The sequence below is a fragment of the Niabella terrae genome (assembly GCF_054783135.1).
On record NZ_BAAGRD010000008.1, the window covers coordinates 46,115 to 61,807 of the forward strand.

8 protein-coding genes are annotated in these 15,693 nt (G+C 50.6%); 2 read left to right on the plus strand and 6 right to left on the minus strand.

Features of this window, described 5'->3' with window-relative positions:
- Nucleotides 1-5: 5 nt before the first annotated feature.
- From ACYVI9_RS08520 to ACYVI9_RS08535, 4 genes are all read right to left on the minus strand, one after another.
- Nucleotides 6-5,768, minus strand: a complete 5,763-nt coding sequence (locus tag ACYVI9_RS08520) for an alpha-2-macroglobulin family protein (protein ID WP_460763329.1) — start codon at nt 5,766-5,768, stop codon at nt 6-8.
- A 150-nt stretch (nt 5,769-5,918) separates the two neighbouring features.
- On the minus strand, nt 5,919-8,615 hold the full coding sequence (locus ACYVI9_RS08525; protein ID WP_460763332.1) for a family 78 glycoside hydrolase catalytic domain: 2,697 nt from the start codon (nt 8,613-8,615) through the stop codon (nt 5,919-5,921).
- Nucleotides 8,616-8,807: 192 nt separating this feature from the next.
- A complete protein-coding gene (gene obgE / locus ACYVI9_RS08530; protein WP_460763335.1) occupies nt 8,808-9,824 on the minus strand; it encodes a GTPase ObgE in 1,017 nt (338 codons plus the stop codon).
- Between the two features lie 93 nt (nt 9,825-9,917).
- On the minus strand, nt 9,918-10,355 hold the full coding sequence (locus ACYVI9_RS08535; protein ID WP_460763337.1) for an SET domain-containing protein: 438 nt from the start codon (nt 10,353-10,355) through the stop codon (nt 9,918-9,920).
- A gap of 237 nt (nt 10,356-10,592) precedes the next feature.
- Here ACYVI9_RS08535 and ACYVI9_RS08540 point away from each other — a divergent pair, with 237 nt between their 5' ends.
- Together ACYVI9_RS08540 and ACYVI9_RS08545 are read left to right on the plus strand one after the other, a co-directional pair.
- Nucleotides 10,593-11,672 carry a mandelate racemase/muconate lactonizing enzyme family protein gene (locus ACYVI9_RS08540; protein ID WP_460763340.1) on the plus strand — a complete coding sequence of 360 codons (1,080 nt, stop codon included), beginning with the start codon at nt 10,593-10,595 and terminating at the stop codon, nt 11,670-11,672.
- 84 nt (nt 11,673-11,756) lie between these two features.
- Complete coding sequence (locus ACYVI9_RS08545) at nt 11,757-13,964, plus strand: FUSC family membrane protein (protein WP_460763342.1); 2,208 nt, start codon at nt 11,757-11,759, stop codon at nt 13,962-13,964.
- Here the strand turns inward: ACYVI9_RS08545 and ACYVI9_RS08550 are convergent.
- Together ACYVI9_RS08550 and pnuC are read right to left on the minus strand one after the other, a co-directional pair.
- Nucleotides 13,961-15,055: an acyl-CoA dehydrogenase family protein gene (locus ACYVI9_RS08550; RefSeq protein ID WP_460763344.1), complete on the minus strand. Its 1,095-nt coding sequence runs from the start codon at nt 15,053-15,055 to the stop codon at nt 13,961-13,963. The genes ACYVI9_RS08545 and ACYVI9_RS08550 overlap by 4 nt on opposite strands.
- Nucleotides 15,052-15,663 carry a nicotinamide riboside transporter PnuC gene (gene pnuC / locus ACYVI9_RS08555; protein WP_460763346.1) on the minus strand — a complete coding sequence of 204 codons (612 nt, stop codon included), beginning with the start codon at nt 15,661-15,663 and terminating at the stop codon, nt 15,052-15,054. Before pnuC ends, ACYVI9_RS08550 begins: the two co-directional genes overlap by 4 nt.
- Between the last annotated feature and the right edge of the window lie 30 nt (nt 15,664-15,693).

Sequence of the window (15,693 nt, forward strand, 5' to 3'; positions counted from 1 at the left end):
GACAGTTATTCTGCACCTATACTAATCCGGCGAAGGCCCGTACGACCGGAAAACACAGGAAAATACATCAGCTCCGCTTTGGCTGGATTGAGCTGATAATCGCCCTGATACCGCGTAAACAGCTGTATATCGAATTTGTAACTGCCCTGACGGAGCGATCGGCAGAAAATAGCAGTTTTATGATAAAAGTATTCCCGATGCGTTTCTACGGATGCAACGGTCTGCGATTTATTGGCATAAGTGCAACCTGCCGGAATCGGCACTTCTATCATTACATAGTCGGCATCTGCTTTCACTTCCAGCGTTACCTGAAGCGTAACAGGTTTTCCGACCGCTAATTCCCGGACAATGCCGCCGTTCCGCACAAAATTAGTTTTCAGGGCAAAACTTTTGCTGCTTTCCTGTGGTGCGGGATTATGGAACTGCTGATAGGCTGTAAGATAGACAGGCATATCTCCGCTTCGCGTTATGGTAATGGTGTCTCCGGCCGGCCAGGTTTGTACAAGCGGGAACTGCGTAACAGGGGTACCATTGACCAGTAATTCAGCCGGCCGGGGTTTGTTGCCATTTCGTATCATATCCGGTAAAATGGTTTCCAGTATCAACGATGATTCATAGGTATTGCGCCATTGTCCCTCCCGGCGTTGTTCCAGAAAATAGCGACGGATCCCGGACAAAACACGCTCCTGGCCCCCGGCTTTTTGTAAAATCCGATACACCAGCAATGTGTTTTGTATACTGTTATCCCAAAACCGATAACTTTCCTGTCCCCAGTAATTTGCACCAAAAGCCGTCTGCTTTTTTAATGTAAGGATCGTGTCTGTGTTCACCGGCAAGCCTGCCAACTGACGGAGCTCCTGCAACTGCAGCCATTGAAATAGTGTAGCAGGTTCCGGTTGGTCCGGCAGGGAGGCTTCTTTCATCCGGACCCAGTCCTTTAAGAAACCCGGACCTTCCAGTAGTGCACGCAACCGGATCATTCGCTCGTCCGCGTCAACCCCTTTTTCTATCGTTTGTTCCCGCAGATAAACTTCCAATATCCGGCGGTCCAGAAAACCAGGGTATCCGGCAGCTTCCGCCTTTAACAGCGCTTCTATCACGTGCAGACTGATCCAGGGATCCGAAGACGCCCCCTGCCACCAGCCCCAGAGTCCGTTGATCGACTTACGGGTTTCCAGTTTTTTGATCAATGCCGGAATCCGCCGACGTTCGTGAAAGGGTTCTTTTAAGAAAGCCCGCAACTTTTCTTCCAGTAACAGGGCTTTTAGTTTTGAGGCCAGTTGTTCGTTACAGTCATACGCATAGTCCCGCAGCCGCAGGATTTCGTCCAACAAGACCGGAAAGACCGAGGCCGCTGCCCGAAGGGTACCCGGACCCAGGCTGGAATCAAACCGATAGCTGAATACGGAATCAGTGTCTGCGCCCATATACATAAACCTTCCCCGGGTCTCCTGCACACCGGCCGCATAGACCGGCACCTGTCTGCGTTCCCCATCAAAATAGCCATTGTCCTGCTCCAGGCTGTATTCCAGCTGCAAACTGTCCGTACCCTTTACCTGTATAAAGCTGGTATCAATATGACTGTGGCTGATTGGTAAACTGTCCAGAAGAAGCAGTTCCTGGTTGCAACTGAGGCGCCGGCGAAGCATTTCCGGGAAGGGTGTATAATTCATCAGCTTTCCGATGACCGAAATCCGATCACCTTCGATCGCAAATTGCGGTGTGGCCAGTTGTGCACTCAGTGTCCTGAATGACCGGATATGGGTTTGCAGCATGCCCGTCTTTTTACGGTTGCTGACGGCAATGACACGGGTGCGCCAGCTGGTAATATCGTCCGGAAATCTTGCCGTAAAGGAAACCTCGCCGTTTTCATCGGTGGTCAGGGCCGGCATCCAGAAGCCTTCATCTGAAAACCGGGAACGCAGTGTAGCTGCGCCGGCTTCCAAAGCGCCGCTTTCGCCGCGTTTCGAGTTGCCATTTTTGGTTTTGATAATAATCACACCGTTGGCACCAGCAGCGCCATAAATAGCGGTGGCATCCGCTGCTCCGAATATCCTTGTCTCTGTTATCGCATCCATATCCAGTTGGTCTACATCTCCGTCAAAGGGAATGCCGTCTACCATAATCAGCGGCTTTTCAGGAGCCTGCCGAACCGAGGCGCCCCGAATGATCAGACCCGCTACTTTTCCCTGCAACATCCCCGCAAAGTTTTGATCAGATATCTGGACGGAAGCAGCGGTTAAACTGGCCCTGCGACTTATACCCAGGCCCGTAACCACTACCTCTTCCAGCAATCCGTTTGTAAGCCTGTCTAGTTCAATAATCTCAGAAAAGCCTTCAACCGGAACGATTTTTCCCTGATAACCTATGGCTGAAAAAACCAGACGTCCTCTTGCCGGGGCCCGTAAACGGAAATAGCCAGATGAATCCGTTACAGCAGCTCCGTTTGTGCCCTCGATACTGACCGTGCCGCCGGCTACAGGCGCTCCATTTTCAGCATCGATAAGCCGACCCCGAAGCTCAGTATGGAAAGCCGTTGTATCCAGATTTGCCTGGTTAAACTGGCGGACGAGTTCCCGGGGTGGCGGTGGCTGATTGTTTTCCGAAATCCTGCCTGTCTTGATGCCTGCATCCAACTGCCGGCTAAAGCTATCCGGCGGATAAATTTCAAAATCCCGCCAATGGTAATAGTTGAGCCCATGATTGAATACCTCAATATTTCTAGCCCGGAAATAACGGTTATCCCTTAACAAAAAAAGCAGGGTGTACCGACCTGCCGGAAGCGACTGCGGCGCTGTTTCATTGCCTTTTAATATCAGCAGTCGATGGGGCGCGTCCTGGTCACTGATGATAATATTCTTTATATAAGGCAACCGGCGGGTAAAAGCGGTATCAATTGCAAACCGAAGCTGGCCGAATGACTGTTTCGAGACAGTATAGGGCCAAAATAAATTTGTGGTCCTGCTCCTGATATTTAAAAATTCATTAAAGATACTGTCATAGTCGAAGTCTTTCAATAGCTGGTCTTTATACCTTTCTGCATAAGGTGAAGAGCGACTCAATACTGTATCAAAAACATAATTGCGGCGCACTGATTGTTGTTTCAGAAGACCGGGTGTAAAAAGGTAACGATAACCCGGCTCTTTGACAAAATTTGTCTGTATCCCCACAGTTCGAAACTGAAGTCCCGTTGATCGCAGGGGTCCGATCAGTAAATCACGGCCCTGTCGCAAACTTACAACAGACGGATTGAGCCATAGGCGTGTAGTATCATCTTTTATAAATGCCGGACGCTGTCCGAAATTATCCCTGATTTGAATCATATACCTGGCCAGTCTCTGCGATTCTTCCGGGCGCAGGACGGCCTTTTGGCGGACCACTTTGGCCCGCCGGTTGCTGGTATCCGCTGCAATACTGAGGATGGTTTTTACATGCGGTCGGAATTCCAGGTCCGAAAGGGTGATTTCATGGTCCGGGGTTCTGATGCGCAGGCTGTGTTTGCCGGGGGTTACCGGAAATACATAGCGCTGTAACTGACTGGCCGCATAATAAAACACTGGCAATTCGTCCAGGTAAAGCAGGTTCACGGGTTCAAAATCTCCTTCTTTCATCACAAAAACCGCGAATTGGGTGAGGCTGTCTGTAGCAGTTTCAGTAATTGTATACAATGACTCGGGATGCGTGAACCTATAATATTCGATGGTATCCAGGCCCAGCTGCCGACCCCATCGTTGCCAGTCGAGGCGTTGCTGACTGTTTTCGTAAAGGGTTTCGGATTCGAAATGAAAAGGCCGGGATTTGGTACGATGGACCATCCTGCCAAACAAGGGTACGGGAACGGGCGAAGCCTTCAGTTTATCCGTCTGGGCATAGGCAGTAATATCAACACCCGGAACCGGTCGCCCCCTGCTGTCCTTTACCCGCAGTTTCATCTTTAAGGCCTGGCCCGGGTAAATCTGGTCGGGGGCCAACAGCTGCAATTCCAGTCTTCTGTCACTATAAGAACTGGTGATTTCTGCGGTCCGCTCTTCTTCATCCCAGAAATAATTGATCCTGAAATAAGCCACGCGGCCTTCCCGATGGCGTATTAAAGTGTCCAGCGTGGTTGTGTAACCCCGGGCAAGCACTTTATTAGCAGAGAATATCGTATACCAGAACGGTATTTTATGCGTATTCTGCACCATCAAATGTAATTGCGCGGCTTCCTGCCGGGCCGCCTGACGTAATTCGGGTTCAAAATCATAGAGACAGACCGTTGTGTCGGAACCGTCCTCAAACAAAACTTTATAATAGGGCGTGCTATAGTCTGCAACCAGACGGGCGGGTAATTGCACCGTTACCGTGTCTGATCGATCGGTTTCTCCAAATTCGCGAACGACCTGTACATTCATCCGCCTTTCACGATCTCCCTGCCGGTAGTGCAATAACAGACTGTCTTTAATAAACCGGGCCTCCAGCAGACCCGGCCCTTGTGCTGCATCATAAGTAAGCGTCCTTTCTTCACTAATGGTTTCATTGCTGGAACTCAGCAGCCGGACCTGAAGTCGGTAATCCATCCGGACTGCCGGGAAAATGCTGTCAGGTAAGCACAGTTGAGTCGTACCTTCCGGATCCAGTGGTTGCTCCCGGAACCAGAGACTGTCTTTTACAAAAACGGAATCTGCATAAAATTTCGAAACGCCCAGACTTCGAATCAGGATCGCTACGCGGCCATCGGTCAGGGTCAGGTCGTTCTCATCTGTCGCTTTCATAAAGACCCTGACGGTATCTCCCGGACCGTGCCGGATCTTATCCGTGTGCAAACTAAGCCGGAGCCCCTCCAGGGTATAAGCCTCAAAACGAAACCGGCCTGACACCATCGGACGACCCCTCCGGTAACCGGAATCCACCAGTAACAGATGGTAATCAGCATCCAGCCGAAGTCCCAGGCTGTCGGTAATTACAAACTGCCCTTCATAAAAACCGGGCCGGTAAGCAGTAAGTGTACGCAGTGTTTTATGTCCACTGCCCGTCCGGACCACCAGTGAAGCCCGACGGGAACGGATCCTGCGACCATCCTTATGCAGGAGCCAGGCTTTAAACTTCACCGTATCACCCGGTTTGTACTGCGGCTTGCTGAAAACCATAAAACTACGATCGGAAGGACCCGGAATCAGGGGCCGAAAGGCTGAGCGAATTTGACGTAAGGGAAATCCGCCGGAGCTTCTCCGTCCATACCGTTTCTCGCGGCGGCGGTACGCCCTGTCTTCCACTTCATAGGTAAAGTAGTTGCTGACGCCCTGGTAAACGACTTTAAGATAGCTGTCTTTTCGGGGATAAGCGGACCGGTAAAGTTGAGCCAATTCATCAAAGCTTACCCGCTTTCCCGAGGCATTCATGATTCTTAGATTCGGCAGTCGTTTCCCTTCCAGATCGGTCACTAAAAACTGAAAATCCCTTTGATTATTGACAAAGTTCAGGTTTACATTATTACAGGCTTCTAGAATATAATTCACTTTGTTTTTTACTACCCATACCCGCAGATAATTACCAAAAGGCAGGATGGGTCTGTTGTTTTCGGAGTACTGCGCTACCAGATGCTGAAAAAAATCATCTTTGATCCGATCCGGATATTTCATGAACTGTTCCGTTTGATGATCCGTAAGCTGGTAGACCCGAACCATCCCTTCCCGGTCGGGGCTTTCAGATAAAGGCCGTTGGCCAAGGCCTTCCGTAAGGTTAGCTGACAGCAATAGCAGGTAAAAAAGCAAGCGTCCGATTTTTCTCATAACAACAGGATGCTTGCAATTAGAAAATTGCATAAGGACCCCAGGGCGCTGGCAAGGATTCCCTGGCGGGAAGTCGTTACCTATGGAAAGGAACAGGTCCGCAACCGGTATTTTATAGCCGGCAGCGGACCTGTTAAGAAAGAAAAAAAATTACTGCTGCACTTCGAAACGATAATTGCCGGAACCGGCCTCCACCAGAACATAGCCGCCCTCAGTTCCCTGGACTTTCAGATCGCCTACGTCTTTGAGCGCCTTGCCATTTTCCTTAATCCTGCTGGCTTCAGCAGCGGGAATATAAATTGTCGCCCGTGTATTGGCGGGGATCTCCACTTCCATCTGTAAAACATTGTTATCGATCAACCAGCTATTGCTGACGGTCCCGTAATAGGTTTTCAGTGCTGCCGAAGCGTTTTTAAATCCACCGCCGATATGAGGTTGAATCCGGATATGTTTGTAGCCAACCCCGTCTTCATAGGTGTCGATGCCTACCATCTTGCGGTACATCCAGTCTCCGATGGCACCATAAGCATAATGGTTGAAAGAGTTCATACCCTTATTTTGAAAGGTACTGTCGGGTTTCATACCATCCCAACGTTCCCAGATCGTTGTAGCGCCCATTTTGACCGGATACAACCAGGAAGGATAGGTTTCCTGTAATAATAATTTATAGGCGATATCGGTGTATCCAAAACGGGTTAACACATGACAGAGATAAGGCGTACCCAGAAAACCGGTGGTCAGGTGGTTGCCGTAGCTTTCGATATTTTCCACCAGCCTTGCTGCCGCCTGTTTTCTGGCGGCTTCCGGCAGCATATCAAAATGCAGGGCCAGCACATAGGCGGTCTGGGTGCCCGATACCAGCCGGCCGCTGCCGGTAACATACTCCTTATTAAAAGCGGCTTTGATCCGTTCCAGCAAAGCGGTATATTCCTGTACATCGGCCGTTTTGCCCAGTAACCGGGCGGTCTTGATGAGCAGTTCGGTGGAATGTGCGTAAAAACACTGGGCGATCAGGTGTTTATCTGTCACGGCGCTTCTGCCGTCATTATCATCTGCCGGACGGTAAAACAGCCAGTCGCCATAATGCCAGGTTGTATTCCATAAATCATCCCTTGTTGTGCGTCGCACGCTTTCCAGGTAGGCTTTCATGCTGTTGTACTGGTCTTCCAGTATCTGCTTATCTCCATAAGCGAGATACATATTCCAGGGCACAATGGTGGCGGCATCTGCCCAGCCGGCACTGTTGCCGCTCTTGCCCAGGACATTGGGAATGACACTGGGCACCAGTCCGTCGATCTGATCCGCCTCGAGATCCTGCAGCCATTTGGCAAAGAAATTATTCACATTCATATTGAATGATGCCGTTCTGCAAAAAGCCTGTGCATCGCCGGTCCAGCCCAGACGCTCGTCCCTTTGAGGACAATCTGTGGGCACATCCAGAAAATTGCCTTTCTGGCCCCAGACAATATTATGCTGCAGCTGGTTAATCAATTCATTGGAAGTCGTAAAGCTGCCGGTAGGTTCCATATCAGAATAAATGGCAACGGCTTCGAAATTATCGGGATCCAGCTTGCCCGGATATCCTTCCACTTTGATGTACCTGAACCCCATCCAGGTAAAAAAGGGATGAAAAGTTTCTTCGCTGCCGCCCTTGAGGATATACGTAGCCTGCGCCTTGGCAGCCCGGAGGTTCTCGGTATAAAAATTGCCTTTTTTGTCGAGTACTTCCGCATGTGAAATCCGGATCTGGTCGCCGGCTTTTCCCTTGATTTTTACCTGTACCCAGCCCACCAGGTTCTGTCCAAAATCCAGGACCTGTTCTCCCAGGGGTGTGGTAATCAATTTGACCGGTTTAAAAGTTTCATGTTTTTTTACCGGTTCGTTCACGGTGGCTGTCAGCAGCTCCAATGATTCGTTCACGGTTTTCACTCCAGCCCAGCCGGCATCAGAATAGCCGGTCTTTTTCCAGCCTTCCTTTCTTAAACGGGCGTCGATAGTTTCACCATTGTATATCTCGGAATAGACCACTTCACTTTCAGTCGATTTCCAACTTTCGTCAGTGGCGACAACGGCCGAAGAGCCATCGCTGTAACGGATATTGATCTGCAGCAGCAGCCCCAGTTTCTTTCCGTAAATATCCCGATTATTTTTCCAGCCGAGCACACTCCGGTACCAGCCATTGCCAACCATCGCACCCACTACATTATCGCCCGAATTGAGCAGGCTGGTAACATCATAGGCCTGATACTGAAGTCTTTTATTATAAGAAGTCCAGCCGGGGGTTAACCAGCTGTCGCCGATCCGTTGTCCGTTCAGATAGGCTTCATATAAACCATGGGCAGTAATATAGGCTGTCGCAGAAACAATTTTTTTTGAGACCTGAAATGTTTTCCGGAACAGGGGTGCCGGGCGGTGGGCGCTGTCTTCCTGAATATCGGAGACGATCCACCGGGCCTGCCAGTCAGCAATGTTGAGCAATCCCATCTGGAAAGTCGCATCCGCGCTCCAGGCTGAAGCTTTACCGTTCTGATCCCATACCCGGACTTTCCAACGGTACTTATGATTCGCCTCCAGCGGTGTCCCCTGATAACGGACATGTACCGATGCATCTGAAGCGGTTTTTCCCGAAGTCCAATGCGCTTTTCCGTCTTCGCTTAGTTTTATTTCATAAGCCGTCTGGCGAATGCCCCGTCCTTTACCCTCCAGCTGCCAGCTGAATCTGGGCTGCGGCGTTTCGAGGCCCAGCGGCTCCTGTTTTTGTTCGGTCAACAGATGATGTACACGTACCTGGGCGTTAAGGCCCGCACTTAATAGCAACAATGAGAAAAGGCCGATCTTTCCTTTCATTAGAATTAGAGTTAATAGGTGAATGAATTTCGCAACAACCAGGGGGCGGCAAGGCAATCAAGCTGGCAAATTTCGATTTAAAGATAAGCGGATCAGTTATTTAACTATCCTGCACTGTCCCGCAATCAGGAAAGCATGCTATGGTACAGCGGACTCCTCCGGGGAGGATCCGCAGATTTCGCCGGTGGGCCGCTAAGCGCCTTCCTTTTTTTCCGGTTGTTCCTGAAGGGCCTGCCAGAGACGGTCCTTGAGCTCGGTCAGGCCCTGCTGGGCGACCGAGGAGATAAAAAGATGCGGCAGGTCATCGGGTAATTCCTGACTGATGGCGGCCTTCAGCTCAGCGTCCAGCATATCGGATTTACTGACGGCAATCAGCATTTGCTTATGCATCAACTCCGGATTGTATTGCTCCAGTTCATGGCGCAGGATTTCAAATTCCTTTTTATGATCCGCACTGTCGGCGGGAATTAAAAACAGCAATACGGGATTTCTTTCGATATGGCGGAGAAAGCGATGACCCAGGCCCCGGCCTTCTGCGGCACCTTCGATAATGCCCGGCAGATCCGCCATACAAAAGCTTCGGCCATCCCTGTAGGCTACGATACCCAGATTGGGTGTAATCGTTGTAAAAGCATAGGAGGCAATTTTGGGCTTGGCTGCGGTGATGACGGAAAGCAGGGTGGACTTGCCGGCATTGGGAAAACCGACCAGCCCTACATCAGCCAGAACCTTCAGTTCAAGTATTTTAAGGCCTTCAAGGCCGGGTATTCCGGGTTGGGCATATTCAGGAGCCTGATTGGTTGCCGTGGCAAAATTGGCATTGCCCAGTCCGCCCCGGCCACCGGGCATCCAGACAACTTCCTGGCCATCTTCCAGAATTTCGGCTTCCTTGGCCCCGGTAGCCTCGTCCAGCGCAATCGTACCCAGGGGTACATCCAGTATGATATCTTTGCCGCTCCGGCCCGTACAATTATTATGGCCGCCATTCTCGCCGTTCTCGGCGAGTACATTCTTGTGGTAGCGTAAATGCAGTAATGTCCAGACGTTCCGATTACCTTTCAGAATAATATGACCGCCCCGGCCACCATCGCCGCCATCTGGTCCGCCCTTGGCGGTAAACTTATCCCTTAAAAAATGCTTGATACCAGCGCCCCCATGACCGCTGCGGCAGAAAATACGGATCTGATCGACAAAATTGCTCTTCTCCAAAATAATAAAATTGTTCCGCCGCAAAGATACGTGTTGCAAAACGGATGCAGCTCCTACAGGTTGAAGTGGAAGAACTGACGCAGGCAGGGCTGCTTAGCGGCTCAGATGCTTCCCGGCTTTCTGGTCTATTTTATAGTTCTGACGGGCCTGTTTCCAATAGCCTCGCCCGTAGGCCACGAAGACTTCACTGCCCGCAGCAATGCGTCGGGTTGCTTTGATAAAAACGCGGGTTCCCTGTTCTTCATATATAGCATTATTACGCAGTCCGGGTACCCGGCTGAAGCCCGCAGCGTCATTGGCATACCGGCCGAAACTGTTCAAATCTTCGGAGGCGTCGATCACATGATCATCGTCAATATGATATATATACCCGTTGTCCACATCGTCTTCCACTGCCGCCCAGTTGGTTCGATGTCCCAGGTATTCGGTAATCAGGCTGCCTTTGGGGACATCTTTCGTGACAAACAATCCCTTACCGGCCTTGGGCAGGGTGGAGGTTTTTACTTTTAAAAAACTATCGGGTAAAATCATCTTCGGTTTTTTGCGCTGCGAAGATATTGCAATTAAGGATTGTACGAACCGATGTTGAGAGATTTTCAAATTTGATTTGTTCTTGTCCGGGGGCGGGCCACTGTTTACATGTGATCGTTACGGATCTTATGCGGTTATACTCTTTTTCTTCGTTATTTTGACGGTTGAATCGGCAACGGCCTACCTGGATGCTGCATCAGGGCGGCCCGATTTTTTTCAGCAATAAAAGTAAGAAATATGAAAGCCATTATTCGTTCGGTGGATTTATTCAAGCTGCAAATTCCGCTCCGGCATCCCTTTGTTATTTCATTGGGCGCGCTGCACGAAGCGCAGTCGGTCATTGTCAGAATCCACACCCATGAAGGACTCACCGGTTGGGGTGAATGCAGTCCTTTTATGACAATCAACGGAGAAAGTACGGAAACCGGTCTCGCCGTGGGCAAAGTTTTCGCCGGCATATTAACCGGAAAAAACGCGCTGGAAATTGAAACACTGATTGAATTGATGGACGCGGTTATCTATGGTAACAACAGCATAAAAAGTGCTTTTGATATGGCACTCCATGATCTGGCGGCGCAATACCGGGAACAACCATTGTATCAGTTTTTGGGTGGCCGGATCGAAAAACCTGTTTACACCGATTATACCGTAAGTCTTTCTACGCCGGAAGCCATGGCTATACAGGCAGCAGAAATTAAGGCAGCGGGTTTTACGGTAATCAAGGTGAAACTGGGTAAGCATGGCCCTGCCGATGTGGAAAGAATTCGGGCCATCCGGGAGGCGATCGGTAGTGCCCTTCCCCTGCGTATCGACGCCAATCAGGGTTGGCAGCCCCAGGAGGCGATTGATACCCTACAGGCGCTGGCGCCCTTTCATATAGAACATGCCGAAGAGCCGATTGCCCGCTGGGATTTTATGAACCTGCCCGCCATTAGGGCCGCCTCGCCGATACCCATTATGTCGGACGAAAGCTGTTGTGATCTGCATGATCTCGAACGGCTGATCCTGCTGAAGGCCTGTGATAAAATCAATATTAAACTGGGTAAATGCGGAGGCCTCCACAAAGCCCTGAAGATGCTGCGGCTGGCAGAAGCGCATCAGCTTCCGGTGCAGCTGGGCGCCTTTCTGGAATCCCGTTTGGGAATGACGGCTTTTACCCACCTGGCCCATTGCAGCACTGCCGTAAAGTATTTTGATTTCGACACGGCGCTGATGTTCAGCGAAGATCCTGTTTCTGGTGGCGTTCTGTACAAAGACCAGGGGCTGGTGGAATTACCTTCGGCTGCGGGTATCGGCGCGACGATCAAAGAAGACTAAGCCAACCGGCTGCCGCCTTGTCCGCCATCCGGCTAAGCAGCTATCGCATTTTATAGTCAGGAATATATGGACTAATTTTATCAGGTGGATTATATCAAGGAATACCGCCATTTTATTAACAGCTACTACTTTAATGAAGCGCTGCGTATTACTTTTGGTATAACTGTTCCGGCCCTGCTGGCCAACTATTTCGGGCAGCTTGAAGCCGGTCTGGTACTTTCGCTGGGCGCCCTGGCGGCCAGCATTTCAGATATTCCGGGTCCCATCCATCAGCGACGCAATGGGATGTTTGCTACCCTGTTGCTGGTCTTTCTGGTTTCCCTGATTACCGGATTTATCAATCATTCCCCGCTGCTGATGGGGCTGGGGATTGTAGTGCTAACCTTCCTGCTGAGCTTTATAGGTACCTACGGAGCCCGCGTAAATGCGATCGGATTCGCCGGCATACTGATCATGGTCCTGCACCTCGACCAGTATCTGGATGCGCGCACGACGGTTATTTACAGCCTCCTGCTGGTGGCCGGAGGCCTCTGGTATATGGTGCTCAGCCTGGCTTTATTCGGGGTGCGCCCCTACCGGATTATCCAACAGGCGCTGGGTGAGAGCCTGGTTTCTATCGGAGACTATTTTAAAACCCGGGCCCTGTTTTACAATACCCGGGTAGACTATGATTCCGTCTACAAAGCCCTGCTGGAGCAGCAACAGCAAATCCAGGATAAACAAACCCTGCTGCGGGAAATGCTCTTTAAAAGCCGGAATATCGTCAAGGAATCCACTGTTACCGGACGCGCCCTGATCATCGTTTTTGTGGAATCCATTGACCTTTTTGAAAACGCTTCTGCCACTTTCTACAATTACGAAAGTATGCACCGTCGTTTTGATAACAGCGGCATCCTGGAAGAATTTCAAAAGACCATTTATCTCATTGTGGATGAACTGCATAATATCGGGTTGGCCGTACAGAGCGGCCGGCCTTCGCCTGTATCCAAAAAACTGAACAACCGACTGCAACAACTCAAAGAACGCTTCGAGGATTTTGCCAATAACTACCGCAAACCTGAAACCTTTGATGCCGTATCCAATATGCGTAAGCTCCTGCATTCTGTTGAAGAAATCACGCTGCGGATTTATACCCTGCACCATTATACCCGTTATGACAGCAAACGTGTAAATGAATACAAACTATCCGGTAATTACAGTCATTTCGTGAGTCCCACGAATCTGGACATTCAGATTCTCAGGGAAAACCTTTCCTTAAAGTCAAATAATTTCCGTCATTCACTGCGCCTTACGATTGCTTCGATTCTGGGTTATATCCTGGCACAGGCACTACAGCTGCATTATAGTTACTGGGTGCTGTTGACCATTATCGTCATTTTGAAACCCACCTACAGTGTGACCCGGCAACGTAATTATCAGCGACTCCTGGGGACTTTTATCGGCGCATTGGGCGGCCTCGGTCTGCTCTTCCTGTTACCCAGTCTGAACGGCAAGTTTGCCGCCATGGTTCTGTTGATGATTTTTACCTATAGTTTTATGCGCACCAAATACCTTGTAAGTGTAAGCTTCATGACGGCTTATATTATGATTTATTTTTATCTGCTCAATAGTTCTACCTTTTATGAATTATTCAAAAGCCGGCTCATAGATACCACGATCGGATCCGTCATTGCCTTTATTACTGCCTATGTGCTGGTGCCTTCCTGGGAGAAGACGCAGATCAAAACCTATATCATCAATGCGCTGGAAAAATCCCGCAATTATTTTTCAACCGTTTCAGCGGCTTTTGCTACGGGTAATATGGCAGTATTGGATTACAAGCTGAACCGCAAGGATGCTTTTATCGAGCAGGCCAACCTTTCGGGCGGATTTACCCGTATGTTGAATGAACCCAAAAACAAACAGGGAGATATCAAAAAAATCCATCAGGTCGTCGTGCTGCTCTATACCCTGAATTCCCTGATTGTATCGCTGGGCGGCCTGCTCCGGGATTATAAACACACTTACCGTGATGAGGATTTTAAAGACATCAGGCAGGACATTCTCGATGTACTGGAAGAAGCCCGGCTGTTGTTGGAACGCCAGCAAATAGCAGACAGCTCCCATGAAGCGCCGGCCGAATTGAAGGAAGAACTCGACGGACTGGTAGCTACCCGTCGCCGGGAATTACAGCAGGGGCTGACTGATACGGAAACCCGAAAAGTGATTGCTGATTTCAAGCCTGTTGTGGACCAGTTCCTGTTCATCAGCCGAATAGCCGGCGATATCAAAAAACTGGCCGGCAGCCTTTAAGGTTCCTGGCGCTGGGGTTCCTGGAGCAGGCGGTGCTGGCTGGCGGTAAACAGGTCCCGGAATATCCGGTTCATCAGGGTATCGGTACGGCTGGCCGCCACACCTACGAAGGGGTAAAGCGTCGTCACCTGCCGGCGGCAAATCCGCACCAGGTTCCTGCTGATCAGACTGATGTCCCGCAACAGCGAATCGGGTATGGGTCTTCCCTTTGCCACAAAATCCCATGATTTTTCGGCGGCTTCATAAAACTGGCTGCGATGGGTTTCCGTTTTCTGCCTTGCCTGTTCCAGCCGGTTTTCCAATCGGCGGCTGCGCCGATCAGTCGCTTCTGTCGGTTGGTGCGTCAGGTAGTCCTGCAGCTGCTCAAAAAAATGGCGGGTCATTCCGAGTGTATTGACGGCCAGTGTGGTCTCCGCCAGCGGCAGGAAAGGATAGTGGTAGACCGGATCTGCCAGTCGGGCCTGTGCAGGATCTATTTGAAAACTATGGTCGGCGCTGAGTTCCAGGTCCCGGATACTGAAACTATGACCGGCCGTAGCCACCAGTCCCATCGCCGACCAGTCGGGATGAATTTCCACCAGATCTTGATCGATATAAAATGACCGGATCCTGGGTCGACCCCGGTCGTCCAGCAGGAGGTTTCCATTTTCCTCCAACTGACAATTAATTGTAAAATGGGTCAGGTGGGGCGCCCCGGTAGCGTATTTCCAATGGCCACTGATCCGGTAGCCGCCACTCGTGCGCCGGGCGATGCCCGTAGCAGCGCCGCTGCCACCCCAGCAGACCTTTGTCGCAGTGAAGATGGGTTTCGCCAGGTTGGGTTCGATATAGCCGGCAAAAAAATTGGCACCCCCACAAAGGGTTACCGTCCAGCCCAGACTACCGTCTACCATGGCCAGCGCTTCTTCCAGTCGAAGTGCTTCGGGCAGGCCCAGGGCCAGACCACCCCAGGCCTGCGGCAGGAAAAGTTTCAGCCATTTTTTTTCATAGAGAACTTGCAGCAGTTCCGGGATCAGTTGTCCGCGGGATTCGGATTGACTGCAGGATTGCCGGAGCTCCTGGACTGCGGCAGGTTCAAAATAGGGGGTCATATCTGATGGTTTTGAATTTTTCGATTCCAGGTAAAATAGCCCGATACGGCGACCAGAAACAGGAACACGGTAAGCAGGGCATATAAAGGCAGTCCCTTATAAAACAACAAGGGGATGGCAAAGGCATTGCTCAGGTTGAGCAGCAGCCAGTTCTCAATTTTTCTTCGGGCAAGCAACCACATGCCGGCCCAGGCGGTAGCACTTACCCATGCATCTGCTACGGGTACCGTAGAGTCGGTGAAATGGCGCAACACCAGGTAAAGCAGCAGAAAGGCGCCGATGACGATGCCGGCTACTACCAGCCATTGCTGCACAGTGGCGCGGCTGATGGGTGGGGCCGGATGGTTCTTCCTTTTGACCCACCACCACCAGCCATAGACACTCATAATTAAATAATAGACATTCAGGCCACTTTCCGCATAGAGTCCCGCCTGGTAAAATATATAGGTAGAAATGAGCACCGACAGGATGCCGGCGGGATAAAGCAGGATTTTGCCTGCCCGGGCCAGCAATACCTCTGCGACTCCGAAACCCACGCCCAGCCATTCCAGCAGGGGTGTGGCTTTTAATTGCCTTACAAATACTTCTATGTCCTGATGCCAATTCATGCCTGATATGGGTTGATAATACCAATAATG